General features: G+C 62.3%; 12 protein-coding genes. 10 read left to right on the top strand and 2 right to left on the bottom strand.

The window, feature by feature from the left end:
- Both SJI03_RS26990 and SJI03_RS26985 read left to right on the top strand, forming a co-directional pair.
- Positions 1–262: hypothetical protein (locus SJI03_RS26990; RefSeq protein WP_322429253.1), on the top strand; the 262-nt coding region annotated here is incomplete at its 5' end.
- 17 nt (positions 263–279) lie between these two features.
- A complete protein-coding gene (locus SJI03_RS26985; protein ID WP_322429252.1) occupies positions 280–564 on the top strand; it encodes a transposase in 285 nt (94 codons plus the stop codon).
- Between the two features lie 1,170 nt (positions 565–1,734).
- Here SJI03_RS26985 and arsH read toward each other — a convergent pair.
- A complete protein-coding gene (arsH, locus tag SJI03_RS26980; protein WP_322429251.1) occupies positions 1,735–2,466 on the bottom strand; it encodes an arsenical resistance protein ArsH in 732 nt (243 codons plus the stop codon).
- 203 nt (positions 2,467–2,669) lie between these two features.
- Here arsH and SJI03_RS26975 point away from each other — a divergent pair, with 203 nt between their 5' ends.
- From SJI03_RS26975 to SJI03_RS26965, 3 genes are all read left to right on the top strand, one after another.
- Positions 2,670–3,707 (top strand): zinc-dependent alcohol dehydrogenase, encoded by a 1,038-nt coding sequence (locus SJI03_RS26975; RefSeq protein ID WP_322429250.1) that lies wholly within the window; start codon positions 2,670–2,672, stop codon positions 3,705–3,707.
- Positions 3,708–3,799: 92 nt separating this feature from the next.
- Positions 3,800–4,513 carry a hypothetical protein gene (locus tag SJI03_RS26970; RefSeq protein WP_322429249.1) on the top strand — a complete coding sequence of 238 codons (714 nt, stop codon included), beginning with the start codon at positions 3,800–3,802 and terminating at the stop codon, positions 4,511–4,513.
- A gap of 115 nt (positions 4,514–4,628) precedes the next feature.
- Positions 4,629–6,578: a cytochrome c/FTR1 family iron permease gene (locus SJI03_RS26965; RefSeq protein ID WP_322429248.1), complete on the top strand. Its 1,950-nt coding sequence runs from the start codon at positions 4,629–4,631 to the stop codon at positions 6,576–6,578.
- Between the two features lie 76 nt (positions 6,579–6,654).
- Here SJI03_RS26965 and SJI03_RS26960 read toward each other — a convergent pair whose 3' ends face one another.
- A complete protein-coding gene (locus SJI03_RS26960) occupies positions 6,655–8,517 on the bottom strand; it encodes an amidohydrolase (protein ID WP_322429247.1) in 1,863 nt (620 codons plus the stop codon).
- A 418-nt stretch (positions 8,518–8,935) separates the two neighbouring features.
- Between SJI03_RS26960 and SJI03_RS26955 the strand changes: the two genes are divergently transcribed.
- The 5 genes from SJI03_RS26955 to SJI03_RS26935 all read left to right on the top strand — a co-directional run bounded on the left by SJI03_RS26955 (position 8,936) and on the right by SJI03_RS26935 (position 13,253).
- Entirely contained in the window at positions 8,936–9,340 is a 405-nt protein-coding gene (locus SJI03_RS26955) for a ribonuclease domain-containing protein (RefSeq protein ID WP_099376742.1), read from the top strand.
- A gap of 76 nt (positions 9,341–9,416) precedes the next feature.
- Positions 9,417–10,025, top strand: a complete 609-nt coding sequence (locus SJI03_RS26950; RefSeq protein WP_322429246.1) for a TetR/AcrR family transcriptional regulator — start codon at positions 9,417–9,419, stop codon at positions 10,023–10,025.
- A 96-nt stretch (positions 10,026–10,121) separates the two neighbouring features.
- Positions 10,122–10,931, top strand: coding sequence for an oxidoreductase (locus tag SJI03_RS26945; protein ID WP_322429245.1), 810 nt, complete (start codon positions 10,122–10,124; stop codon positions 10,929–10,931).
- A 36-nt stretch (positions 10,932–10,967) separates the two neighbouring features.
- Complete coding sequence (locus SJI03_RS26940; protein ID WP_322429244.1) at positions 10,968–11,975, top strand: NADP-dependent oxidoreductase; 1,008 nt, start codon at positions 10,968–10,970, stop codon at positions 11,973–11,975.
- Positions 11,976–12,095: 120 nt separating this feature from the next.
- Complete coding sequence (locus SJI03_RS26935) at positions 12,096–13,253, top strand: ABC transporter substrate-binding protein (RefSeq protein ID WP_322429243.1); 1,158 nt, start codon at positions 12,096–12,098, stop codon at positions 13,251–13,253.
- The last annotated feature ends 26 nt before the right edge of the window (positions 13,254–13,279 follow it).

The raw sequence follows: 13,279 nt of genomic DNA, 5'->3' as shown, positions 1-13,279 counted from the left end.
GGGTCTTTATGAAGGCCATCATACCGGGCGCAAACGCAAGTGGACAGATCAACAGCAAGAGGCACTACGAGCATTGGCGCAAGCCGATGGGGGCAGCGCCAACAGCCCGCTGCGGACCTTGGCGCAAACGGAAGGTTTGCCAGCCATCAGCCAGGAAACGGCAAGACGATATCTGCACGAGATGCAGTTCAGCTACAAGCGCTACCGCTACAGTTTAAAAAAAAGCATCCGCCGGAACCTTTCGGCAAGGCCGCACGAATAATCGGCGAGTTGGATCAAATGGCACGTACCGGGCAGTGCGAATTGCTGTTTTATGACGAGTCCAGTTTCAGCCCGAATCAGCCGATTCAGTTGGGTTGGTCGCCGATTGGACAGACGCGTGGTGTGGAACCGCTGTCGCATGGCGAGCGCGTCAATGTCCTGGGAGCGCTGCGCCATGACCACAAGCTGTACTGGCGAACGCAACGTCGGCCGACAGTACGTGACGACGTGATCGCTTTCTTCGACGAGCTCGCGGCACTAAAACATACCATGCCGCGCATTGTCGTACTGGACAATGACTGATTTCGGACCTTATCCTCTATTTGCTCAAATATCCGCAGTGAATTAGCATCAAAATTTGCCATTTCACGTCCCTCCTCCCCGCCAATCAAGGTGGAGTAACTGTCAGAACGGACAATCGTCCACTGCCTGTGGTAACCCCGGTGCGGTCGCCAAGTACACGACACCGAGATTGTTGTTGCACCAGCTATGTAGGCCGTTTATGCAATGACCTGATAGCGCCTGAAACTCGACCTGCTCAGCACGCAGCATGTTTGTACAAAACGGCACCCGCATACGTCTACTTCCGGAACCACGATGCCCCTGGAGCGAAAGTAGCGTTCCTAGTCAAGCGCCCTGCACTGCATTTCTTTGCCGCAGTATTTCGCAATGTAGCTGGCGATCTTTTGCACCCCGGCCACGCCAAAGCCGAAACGGTGCGGGTCGTGGACGTGACTTGGCCTAGCGGAACTGCAAAGTGGACTCCAAAATGCCCATTGCAAAATAGTCGGGTCGGGGGCCGCCACATCAGCTTTCTTTTGGTAGAAATCAGCACGGGTCAATGCTGATATGGATAAATTCCACATTTGGGCGCCGAACAGGCTGATTGAGATCGAACATCTTGGACACCTGGATAAAAAAAATTGCCCACGGCAGCCCAAGACCAGACCGACTGGCCTGCTGCATTGAATGAAGCGTGGTGCCAGCAGATACAGATGAGGCAAGAATATGAAAGTGGGCTGCGCTTCTCGGTGGCATATTTTTCGCCGGTACCTTCGTACTCGGTGGGGCCGTCACAATGCTGACTGATCAGGCACTCTATTCGAAGGCACTGGAACAAATTCCAGCCACAATTGGGCTCCCGTCAGCGGCGCTGGCTGCACTGTGTCTGGTGATGGTTCTTGAGAATACATCCGGTCCGATCGAATTTGAAGGCTTAGGATTCAAATTTAAGGGGGCATCAGGGCCGATTGTTCTATGGTGCATAGTGTTCTTATGTATGGCTGCAGCCATTAAGCTGGTGTGGCTGAACTAATAGAAAAATTGCCGAGTTGCCCCCATCCGTGGTGTATTGAATGGAGTGTAAGTCGCCAATCGTGCATGGATAATTGCATGTTTCGACAAAATGCCTTCCATACTGTGTCGCGCGTCGACAGGCATTGACAGGTCATTAACAAACAGGCCATTAACAGCCTACTTGCCCGGCGCCTCGTGCACCATGGCCGCCGCAGCAAGGGCGCGCACATCATGCGGCATGGATTCCTTGCGTTCGCTGTAGCGGCTGGTCAGGTAATCCGAACGGTCGCGCACCACCAGGGTGAATTTATACAACTCCTCCATGACGTCGACCAGTCGGTCGTAGTATGGCGACGGCTTCATGCGGTCGTTGTCGTCGAATTCCTGGTATGCCTTGGCGACGGACGACTGGTTCGGGATCGTCACCATGCGCATCCAGCGGCCCAGCACGCGCAAGCCGTTGACGGCGTTGAACGATTGCGAGCCGCCCGACACTTGCATCACCGCCAGGGTGCGTCCCTGCGTGGGGCGCACGCTGCCCATTTCCAGCGGCAACCAGTCGATCTGCGACTTGAACACGCCCGTCACGGCCCCGTGGCGTTCCGGGCTGCACCACACTTGCCCTTCCGACCACAGCGACAGTTCGCGCAGTTCCCGCACCTTGGGATGGTCAGGGCTGACGCTGTCGACCATGGGCAAGCCATGCGGGTCGAACACCCGCGTCTCGGCGCCGAAATGCCGCAGCAGCCGCTCCGCTTCCAGGGTCAGCAAACGGCTGAACGAGCGTTCCCGCAGCGAACCGTACAGCAAGAGGATGCGCGGCGCATGCGTCGCCACCGCCGGCGGCGCAAGTTTATCGAGGGTCGGCGTGTCGAGGTGGGCCGCGCTGATGTTGGGCAAGTCATGCATGGTGGTTTCCTTCTTCAATTATTCCATAATAGTCGAATTATGGAATTAATGTAAGCCTGTTTTCCATCTGAGCACATGCCGCCCCTTCCCGTATATGTTGATGTGGATCAATCAATTTTCGTATCGTGTGCAGCAGAATATGCTCATTCGCAAGACTCTGTTCTGCATCCTGCACTACACATTAGCCACTTCAAAGGAATAATATGCTACCCACAACCATGAAAGCCGCCGTTGTCGAACAGCTGGGTCAGCCGCTGGTGCTGCGCGACGTCGCCGTACCGGTGCCCGGCCCCGGACAGATCCTCGTCAAGACGGAAGCTTGCGGCGTGTGCCATACGGACTTGCATGCGGCGCGCGGCGACTGGCCCGTCAAACCGACGCCCCCGTTCATTCCCGGCCACGAAGGCATCGGCCTGGTGGTGGCCGTGGGCACGGGTGTGACCGAAGTGCAGCTGGGCGACCGGGTCGGTGTGCCCTGGTTGTACTCGGCGTGCGGCCATTGCGAACATTGCCTGGCAGCCTGGGAAACCGTGTGCGCCGAGGCGCAATTCGGCGGCTACACCAAGAATGGCGGCTTTGCCGAGTACATCCTGGCCGACCCGCGCTACGTCGCGCATATCCCGGCGGGTCTATCCGCCGTGCAGGCTGCGCCCATCATCTGCGCCGGCGTGACCAGTTACAAGGGCATCAAGGAAACGGGCGCGCGGCCGGGCCAGTGGCTGGCCGTGTCCGGCATCGGCGGACTGGGCCATCTGGCCATCGAATATGCGGTGGCCATGGGCTTGCGCGTGGCGGCCGTCGACATCGATGAAGGCAAACTGGAGCATGCGCGCGCCCTGGGCGCCGAAGTGACCATCAATGCGCGCCAGGGTGACCCCGTCGCCGCCTTGCGCGAAGCGACCGGAGGCGGCGCCCACGGCGTGCTGATCACGGCGCCGTCGATCGATGCCTTCCAGCAAGGCGTGGCAATGACGCGCAAGCGCGGCACCTGCGTATTGGTGGGCTTGCCGCCGGGCGACTTCCCGACGCCGCTGTTTGACGTCGTCGCCAATTGCGTGACGATACGCGGTTCTTTTGTGGGCACGCGCCAGGACATGGCCGAGGCGCTCGCCTTCGCCGCCACCGGCAAGGTCAAGGCCGGCGTGGAATTGCAGCCGCTGTCGGCCATCAACGAGATATTCAGCCGGCTGGAGCACGGCAAGGTGGCCTCGCGCGTGGTGCTCGATTTCAGCGACAAGTAAGCGCGAGGCCAGCATTCCGGTGTGTCGTGCGACGGCAATTAAATTTCTGTTGCTATGATGGCATTCCATAAAGACACACCGAGGACCTACCGATGAAGAAATCCCTCTCCGGCCTGCTGGCCTGCGCCGCCCTCGCCTTGTCCTTTTCGGCTGGCGCGGCCAGCGCGGCGGACCCCGCCGCGACTTCGCTGCCCGGACACTATTATCTGCAAGGCGTGATGGAAGTGGGCTCCGAACTGCTGCTGAAAAAGGATGGCAAGTTCGAATGGATGCTCAGTTATGGCAATACCGACGAGCAAGCCAGCGGCGAGTGGCGAGTTTCCGGCGACCTGGTGACCCTGGTGGCGGGCAACGGCGGCAAGGAACCGCAGTTTCGCGTGTTCGAGGAATCGGAAATGCGCATCCAGAAACCCGCCGAAGCGGGCACGTGGGTGGCCATCGTCGGTTTCCCCCAAGTGGGACCGATGGCCGACGTGGAAGTGAAGTTCGAAGCGCAAAGCGGCAAGACGGCCACGGCCGTGAGTGTGGCGAACGGCGACGCCATCGTCCACATGCCGGCGTCGGAACGCTGGGTGCGGGCCGGCTTGCGCCGCCAGGGTTCCAATGCCGACTATCAATGGCTGGCCGTGCCAGCCGAGCGCGCGCAGGAACGCCTCGCCGCATTCGCCGTCACCGACGCCCAATGGCTCAGGGGCCAGGCCTTTCAGAAACTGAACTTGCGCATCGTCAAGGGTGGCCTGAAAGTGGACGATGCGGACAATGGCCTGGCCAGGGGCCTGTACGCCAAACCGGCATCCAACAAGTAGCCCTCGTTCCACCGCATTGCCCCTCCATTTGTCCCCGCGCGCACCCGTGCGCCGTTGACACCCCGCACTGTCTGTCCTATAGTCGCCGGGTTAACGACAAATGAGAATGAGAATCATGTTCAGTTCTATCAAGAAATGGCTCGTGTGCTATCCGCTCGTGGCCGCCAGTCTCAGCCTGTTGCTGGCCGGTGGCGCGCAAGCGCAAGTGGCCGACCAAGGCGCCGGCGCCAAGCAGTTGTGGCAATTGATTGATTATGTTGCCGTCGATTACAGCGGCGCTGTCGAGCACGGCAAGGTGGTCAGCGAGGCGGAATACGCGGAAATGCTCGATTTTACGGACAACGCGACGACGCAGATTGCCGCCCTGCCCGCCCACGCCTCGCAAGCGGCCATTGCCGCCGCCATCGCCGACCTGCGCAAAGCCGTCGTCGCCAAAGCGGACGGCGTGGAAGTCAAGCGCCTGGCGCACCACGCGAACGGCTTGCTGATTGCCGCCTACCCGATACCCGTGGCGCCGAAAGTGCTGCCGAACCTGGCGCGTGGCGCGGCCCTGTATGCGGCCCAGTGCGCTTCCTGCCATGGCGTGGCCGGTGGCGGCGACGGTCCGTTGGCGGCCAGCCTGGAACCGAAACCGATCGCCTTCACGGATGGCGATCGGGCGCAGTCGCGCAGCCTGATGGCGCTGTACCAGGTCATTTCGCAAGGCGTGGCCGGCACCTCGATGGCCAGTTTCGGCCAGTTGTCCGAGAACGAGCGCTGGGATCTGGCCTTCTATATCGGCGGCATGTCGCACGATGCGGCGGCAAGTGCGCGCGGCGAAAAGCTGTGGCAGGACGATCCGCGCAGCAAAAAACTGTACGCGGACCTGGCCGCCGTGACGACCTTGACGCAGGAAGCCGTGGCCGCCAAGCTGGGCGCGGACGAGGCCAAAGCGCTGACGGCGTATCTGCGCAGCCATGCTGACAAGGCCGAGGCGCACAAGCCGGCCGGCCTGGCCCTGTCGCGTCTGCGTCTGGCCGAAAGCCTGGTCGCCATGCATGCGGGCGACCGCGCGGGCGCCACACGCCTGGGCCTGTCGGCCTACCTGGACGGTTTCGAGCCGATCGAGCCGATGGTCGGCGCGCGCAACAAATCCCTGCTGCTGGCCGTGGAAAACGCCATGCTGGCTTACCGTTCCGCCGTGGCCAAGGGCACGGTGGCCGAGGCCGATGCGGCCGGTGAAAAGCTGCAGCAACTGTTTACCCACGTGGAAGCGGAGCTGGGCGACGCCAAGGCCGAGCCGATGACGACCTTTATCGGCGCCCTGACGATCTTGCTGCGCGAAGGCGTGGAAGCGCTGCTGATCGTGATCGGCATCATCGCCTTCCTGCGCAAGGCCAAGCGCAAGGATGTGCTGGCCTATGTGCATGCGGGCTGGGCCAGTGCGCTGGTGGCGGGTGGATTGACGTGGGTGGCGGCAACGTATCTGGTCACCATCAGCGGCGCCAGCCGTGAAGTGAGCGAGGGACTCGGTTCCGTGTTCGCGGCCCTGGTCCTGCTGAGCGTGGGCTTGTGGATGCACCAGAAGAGCAGCGCCGGGCGCTGGCAGGAATACCTGCACGAGAAACTCACGGCAGCGATGTCGCGGCGCTCCGCCTGGGGCCTGTTCGCCCTGGCCTTCATCGCTGTCTACCGCGAAGTCTTTGAAACCGTGCTGTTCTATTCCGCCCTGGCAGCGGACGGCAACGGCGGCGCCCTGCTGGGCGGCTTCCTGGTGGCCATCGTGCTGCTGGTCGTGATCGCCTGGGCCTTGCTGCGCACGAGCGCCCGCATGCCGATCGGCAAGTTCTTCTCGCTGACGTCCGCCTTCGTGGCCGTGCTGGCCGTGATCCTGATGGGCAAAGGCGTGGCCGCGCTGCAGGAAGCGGGCTGGGTCGGCGTCAGCCCCGTCGACTTCATCCGCGTCGACCTGCTGGGCATCTTGCCAACCCTGGAAACCTTGCTGGCGCAGGCAGCCATCCTGGCCATCATCGTCACCGGCTATGGCTGGAACCGCGTTTCCGCAGGCAAGCGCAAACTGGCTTGACCCTGTGACGCCCCGCAATAACTAAAAGCCCCCGATAGCTGCCGGCAGCTATCGGGGGCTTTTGCATTGCGGCTACTTATCGGGCAATGCTGCCCGACGACTTGCCGTGGCTATGTACTCGCGTTCCCGCCAGCCAGGTTTCCTCCACCACGATGTCGCGCAGCTTGCGCACTGCCTCGTCCAGCGGGTCTTGCGCAAGGATCACCAGGTCGGCCCGCTTGCCGGCTTCCAGCGAACCGACCAGGTGGTCGAGGTGGCAATGCCAGGCGGCATCGAGCGTGACGGCACGCAAGGCCGCCATGCGGCTCAGGCACTCGCGCGGATTCAGCGCTTCTTTCCCTGACGTCGCTTCCATCGTGCGGAACACCGCCTGCTCCATCATGCGCAAGGGGCCCAGTGGCGAGACGAAATGGTCCGAGTGCAAGCTGATGTGCATGCCCGCTTGCAGCGCCGAGTGGCAGCGGTCCAGCAAATCGGCCCGCTCCCGACCGAAAATGGTGTGCTGGAAGGTATGTCCCCAATAGCCGACGTGGCCGATGAGGAAGCTGGGGTTCAGTTGCAGTTCCGCCATGGTATTGATGGCCGCATTATTCAGCAGCGATGCATGCTCGACGCGCAGGCGCAGCTGACGCCGCTTCCGGGCTTCCTCTTCGCTGATGCCGCCTGGCGTTGACGTCAATACCTGCCTGTAGCTGTCCAGCACATATTCCACCGCCTTGTCGCCGTTGGCGTGCACCAGCACGGGCCAGCCCTGCCCCACCGCCTTCTCCAGCATGCGGGTGAACTTGGACGTGTCCTGGTAATTGCTCAAGCCGGTGCTCGGCACGCCAGGTATCGAGTGTTCATGCGAGCAGGCATAAGGCCGGCTCTGGTAACCGGTCAAGCCCTGGTTGGAGCCATCGACGATCAGTTTGATCGCCTTGATGCTGAAACGCTGGTCGCCGTGGCTGGCCAGGTCAGGCTTGTACTGCTTCAGCCACTTGTCGAGTGCCGCTTCGTCGGGTTTGGTAAACAAGGCGGCGCCGATGCGCACGGGACCGAGATGAGCCGCCAGTTTGAGCAAGCCGATTTCCACCTGCGGGTGCTCGGTGGCGCCCAGGCCCGCGTCGAAGACGGTGGTAAAGCCCATGGCCGAGGCGTTGTCCAGCACCTGCTTCAGGCACGCGACAAAGTCCAGCAGCTTGGGCTGCGGCGCGACCAGCAGCGCCTCGGCGATCTTGATCTCGGTCAGCACGCCGGAAGGGTTGTCCGTGATGCCGGCCGCGTTCAGCGCCGCCGTATTGAGATACGCCAGGTGGCCGGAAGAGTTCATCAGCAGGATGGGCACCGTGCTGCTCAGCGTATCGAGCTGGCTGGCGGTGATGTCTTCCCAATGGTGCATCAGCGAGGGATCGACGCCGAAGCCGAGCAGCCAAGGGTTGCCCTTCTTGTCTTTTTGCAGCTTCTGCGGCTGTGCCAGCGCGCTCAGTATCTGCTGGCGAATGCTCTGGAAACTGTATTCCGGATTCAATTCCTGTTGCAGGGGGGCCTGCTGGAAGGGCGTCAGCGACAGCCAGCTCTTGTACAGCGCACTGGGCAGGACGTGCATGTGGGCTTCGACGAAGCCGGGCAGCAAGGTGCGGCCGCGCAGATCCGTCTCGTGCGGCTGGTGCGCTTGCATGGCCTGGCGCACCTCGGGCAGCGTGCCGGTGGCAATGATGGTACCGCCGGCGATGCCCAGGGCCTCTACTTGCCCGCTGCCACCGCTGGCCAAGGTATGGATGACTCCGCCATGGAAGATCACGGCTTGCGGCCCCAGTGTCGCGGCGTGCGGTGGATATGCTTGTTGAAACGCCGCCTCCAGTTCACCGCCGAGTGCGGATTCCGTCAACAGGCTGCTGGTCAGCGCGGGCAGGTGCGGCAGGTTGCAGCAGGCGCAACCGATGTGGTCATGGCTCATGCAGATTCCTATCAGAAGTTAATGATCTAAATCAATGAATTCATCCTTTATTCTGATTTAAATATACCCAACAACAGAATATCGGGAGAATGTTATGCCTGGACTGGCTAGATTATTACCAGTAACTGTCGCAGAGCATAACGAATTGAAAATCAAAAATACTCAAACATTGTCACGCAAATGTGCGTGACTGCATGAATTTATCTGACGCCCTGCGGCGTATTTATTTTCAGAAAAATTTCACCGTCCAATTTCCCGAAAAAATAAATCATATATTTATCGGCACGTGACAATTGGATAGTAATATTTTATAAATTTTAATTATATTCAGTGATGCAGAGATTATGCCGGCCGCCCGAACAGTGGCCGTATCCAGAAAAGCCCATCCATTGAACGCACCACCAACGAAAGCTTATCGATGAAAACTCAACGCGCAACAACCTGGTCGCTGGGTCTGATTGTGGCAGGCGCCCTGTTCTCTTCGCATGCCTATGCGGCGAAAATTCCCGACTGCGGCAAAAGGGAGCCGAGCAAAACCCTGCCCACGCCGCAAAACAGCGAATATGACGCATACCGCAATGCGAAAACGAGCGCGGTGGCGGGTGGTCCTGGCAATACCGTATTCAATAACAATGAGGGCCGCCTTCCCGCCGCCGGCAAGGACGAGGTTTATTATGAATACTATCTGGGTATCGGCGGCGATGGCGGAGCCGGTTCGCATCGTGCGGTCTTGCTTGTGCAGACCCCGAAAGGGAAACGCAAATTAGTGGAGCGCTATTACACGCAGGACCACTATGCCAGCTTTTGCAGCCTGAAGAGCTAGTCTTTCTCCGAATACCAGCCGCGGCAGGGAAACGTCTGCTGCGGCTGGTCGCGTGCACGGTGTTGAAAAGTGCGATATGATGACCGTCATGCAGAACTTACCCAACAAGAAATCCTCGGCCCACAGCCGCAAGGAAGCCACCCACGAACGCATCGTCGAAGTGGCCACGCGCGCCATCCGCCGCAGCGGCTACGCGGGCACGGGCGTGGCCGACATCATGAAGGAAGCGGGCCTGACGCACGGCGGCTTTTATGCGCACTTCGCCTCGCGCGACGCCCTGCTGGCCGAAGCAGGGGACCGCGCGGGCGCCGAATCGGTGGCGCTGGCGGCCAGGGTGGCGGCTGCCGCCCCGCCCGGCCAGGCGCTGCAGGCCATGCTGGCCGCCTATCTGTCGCCCGAACACATCGCCGCCATCGAGGTAGGCTGCCCCGTGGCGGCGCTGGGCTCGGAAATGCCGCGCCAGGCGCCCGAGGTGCGCCGCGCCGCCACCATCCACATCAAGGAAATGATCGACCTGTTCGCGCGCCAAATGCCGAACTGGGGCCAGCCGGAAGCGCATGCGCAAGCCATGGCGACGGTGTGCGCCATGATCGGCGCCACCATCCTCGCGCGCGCCGTCGACGAGCCAGCCCTGTCGGACGCGCTGTGCGCGGCCACGCTGGCGCAGTTTCAGGAAAGCAGCTAACTGCCCTGCCCGTGGCGCTGATCCGTTCCGGGCTTTTTTTCAAGCAGCAATATGACGATCATCATATCCAATACTATCAACCACTGAAGGACTGCCATGAAAAACAAGAAGATTGCCCTGGTCACCGGCGCCTCGTCCGGCATCGGCGCGGCCACGGCGCAGCGCCTGGCGCAAGCGGGCTACACGGTGTACGGCACCAGCCGCCGCGGCGACCAGGCGGCCGCACCCGGCCATGCGATGCTGGCGCTCGACGTCACCAGCGATGCGTCCGTCGCGGCCGCTGTGGCCGAGGTCATGCAGCGCGAAGGCCGCATCGACCTGCTGGTGAATAACGCCGGTTTCGGCGTGGCCCCGGCGGGCGCCGAGGAAAGCAGCATGGCGCAGGCGCAAGCCATCTTCGACACGAATTTCTATGGCGTGCTGCGCATGACACTGGCCGTGCTGCCGCACATGCGGGCCCAGGGCGGCGGGCGCATCCTCAATATCGGTTCCGTCGTGGGCTTCTTGCCCATGCCTTACGGCGCGCTGTATTCGGCCACCAAGCACGCCATCGAGGGCTACACGGAATCGCTCGACCATGAAGTGCGGGGCTGGGGCATCCGCGCCAGCGTCATCGAACCGGCCTACACGAAGACCACGTTCGAAGCCAATCTGCTGGCGCCCGATACCCCGCTGTCCGCCTACCGGCAAGTCAGCGCGGCCGTCACAAGCCGGCTGCAAGCCCTGATGGCCGGCGCCGATGACCCGGCCATCGTGGCCGACACCATCCTGGCGGCGGCGCAGGCAAGCCGGCCGAAATTGCGCTACACGGCCGGGCCGCTGGCGGCGCGCCTGCGCCTGATGCGCCGTTTCATGCCTGCCGCGCTGCTGGACGCCGGCTTGCGCAAGGATCTGCGCCTGGCCTGAACGCCTCCCCCCCTTCCAGCACTCAGAGAGAAACTCATGCAAGCATTGCAATTGACAAAATACGGCAGTCCCGATCACGTGGCGTTTGCCGAACTGCCCCGCCCCACGCCAGGACACGGCGAACTGCTGGTGCGGGTGCATGCCGTGGGCCTGAACCCCATCGACAACCTGATTCCCAAGGGCGACTTCAAGCCGATTCTAAAAATGCGCTTGCCGGCCACCCTGGGCAGCGACCTGGCCGGCGTGGTAATGGAAGTCGGCAGCGGCGTCACGCGCTTTAAAGCGGGCGACGCCGTGTATGCGAGTATTTTCGACACTCAATACGGCAGCCTGGCCGAATTTGCCGTCGTGTCCGAACAGGCGGCCGCGCTGAAACCGGCGAACCTCGATTTCGTGCAGGCGGCGTCGATTCCCATGGTGGGCCTGACGGCGTGGCAAGCCATGCATGAGCGCATGCAGCTCAAGGCCGGCCAGAAAGTGTTCATTCCGGCCGGATCCGGCGGCATCGGCACATTTGCCATCCAGCTGGCCAAACACTTGGGCGCCCGCGTGGGCACCACCACCAGCACGGCAAACGTGGAGCTGGTGCGCGGCCTGGGCGCCGATGACGTCATCGACTACAAGCAACAGCCATTCGAGGACGTGCTGCGCGACTACGACGCCGTGCTGGGCACGGTGCGCGGCGACGGGCTGGAAAAAGCCTTGCATATCGTCAAGCCTGGCAGCCACGTCGTCTCGCTGGTCGGCCCGCCGGACGCCGCCTTTGCCCGCGCGCGCGGCATGAACGTGGTGCTGAAACTGGTGTTTGGTTTGCTTAGCCGCAAGATCATCGGCCTGGCGAAGCGGCGCGGCGCCAGCTATGCCTTCCACTTCGTGCGTCCCGACGGCAGCCAGCTGGCGCAGATCGCCGCCCTGCTCGAAGCGGGCACCATCCGCCCCGTCATCGACAAGGTGTTTCCTTTTGCTGAGGCAAAACAGGCGCTGGCCTACCTGGCGCAGGGGCGCGCACGGGGCAAGGTGGTGGTGCAACTGCCCGAGTCTTGAGGCATATTTGAACTGCTTTCCGCGCTGTGACTATGTGTGAGTTTTTTGTTGGCAATTTACTCCATACTCGTTGTCAACCCTGTGCCTCTTGATACCGGTCAACCTCCATAAAGGTAGCTCATGCGCGTTTTCCCGGAATGCTGCTGGCTCGCTATCACCCTCGTGGCCGGCATCGGCCATGCCGCCGAACCGGGCGTCACCGATACGCACATCCGGCTGGGCATGGTCAATGCGCAAACGGGGGCGGCATCGGGGCTGGGGCGGGCCATGCTCGACGGCGCGACGGCCGTGTTCCAGGAAGCAAACCTGCGCGGCGGCATCCATGGCCGCAGCATCGAGCTGGTGGTCGCCGACGACGGCTACGATCCGGACCGCGCCATCAGCGAAACGCTCAGGCTGATCGAGGAAAAACAGGTGTTCGCCCTGTTCGGCAACGTGGGCACGCCCACCACCAACGCCGTCATACCGATCGTCCAGGAAATGAAAGTGCCGCTGGTGGGCGCGTTTACGGGCGCGATGACCTTGCGCCACCCCGTAGTGCATGAAATCATCAACTTCCGCGCCAGTTATGACGACGAGTCCGATGCGCTGGTGGAGTATTTCACCAGCCGCGGCGTCAAACGCTTTGGCGTCCTGTACCAGGATGACGGTTTCGGCAATGCCGTGCTCGACGGCACCGTGCGCGCCCTGCAACGGCGCGGCATGGAACTCGTTGCCAAGGGTTCCTTCCAGCGCGGCACGACGGCCGTCAAGGCGGGACTGGCGGCCCTGATCGGGCATGAGCTGCAAGCCGTGATCATGGCCGGGCCCTACACGCCGGTGGCGGCATTCGTGCGCGAGGCGAGCCAGGCCGGGCTGAAGGCGGCCCTGGCCACGGTGTCCTTTGTCGGCACGGACAGCCTGCTGCAACTGCTGGGCAAGGCAGGCGACAACATCGTCATCTCGCAGGTGGTGCCGCTGCCGGAGGAGCGCCAGCTGCCCATCGCCGCCGACTGCGCCGCGCTGCTGGCCAGGCACGTGCCGGCGGCCACGCTGTCTTTCGTCAGTTTCGAAGGCTGCATCTCGGCCACGTTGATGGTGGCGGCGCTGCGCCGCGCGGGCGCCGACCTCACGCGCGAGCGCCTGATCCAGAGTTTCGAAACGTTCGACCGGCTCGATCTGGGCGGCTTGCGGGTGACGCTGCGGCCAGGCGACCACCAGGCGTCGACGGCCGTCTTCCTGACCCGCATCGCCGACGGCAGGATCGTTCCGGCCGAGCCGGCGCCTGGCGCGAAGTGATGCGCGCCTCCCTCCCCTGGAGCCTG

It is taken from the genome of Janthinobacterium sp. GMG1 (assembly GCF_034427795.1).
GTDB lineage: Bacteria > Pseudomonadota > Gammaproteobacteria > Burkholderiales > Burkholderiaceae_D > Janthinobacterium.
This window is presented reverse-complemented; position numbering and strand designations above follow the sequence as displayed.

Bases quoted from the DNA above. Each gene is read 5' to 3' on its own strand.
- SJI03_RS26945 (WP_322429245.1), top strand. From the start codon at position 10,122: ATGAAAAACAAGAAGATTGCCCTGGTCACCGGCGCCTCGTCCGGCATC.
- SJI03_RS26965 (WP_322429248.1), top strand. From the start codon at position 4,629: ATGTTCAGTTCTATCAAGAAATGGCTCGTGTGCTATCCGCTCGTGGCC.
- SJI03_RS26955 (WP_099376742.1), top strand. From the start codon at position 8,936: ATGAAAACTCAACGCGCAACAACCTGGTCGCTGGGTCTGATTGTGGCA.
- SJI03_RS26970 (WP_322429249.1), top strand. From the start codon at position 3,800: ATGAAGAAATCCCTCTCCGGCCTGCTGGCCTGCGCCGCCCTCGCCTTG.
- SJI03_RS26935 (WP_322429243.1), top strand. From the start codon at position 12,096: ATGCGCGTTTTCCCGGAATGCTGCTGGCTCGCTATCACCCTCGTGGCC.
- SJI03_RS26975 (WP_322429250.1), top strand. From the start codon at position 2,670: ATGCTACCCACAACCATGAAAGCCGCCGTTGTCGAACAGCTGGGTCAG.
- SJI03_RS26950 (WP_322429246.1), top strand. From the start codon at position 9,417: ATGATGACCGTCATGCAGAACTTACCCAACAAGAAATCCTCGGCCCAC.
- SJI03_RS26985 (WP_322429252.1), top strand. From the start codon at position 280: ATGGCACGTACCGGGCAGTGCGAATTGCTGTTTTATGACGAGTCCAGT.
- SJI03_RS26960 (WP_322429247.1), bottom strand. From the start codon at position 8,517: ATGAGCCATGACCACATCGGTTGCGCCTGCTGCAACCTGCCGCACCTG.
- arsH (WP_322429251.1), bottom strand. From the start codon at position 2,466: ATGCATGACTTGCCCAACATCAGCGCGGCCCACCTCGACACGCCGACC.
- SJI03_RS26940 (WP_322429244.1), top strand. From the start codon at position 10,968: ATGCAAGCATTGCAATTGACAAAATACGGCAGTCCCGATCACGTGGCG.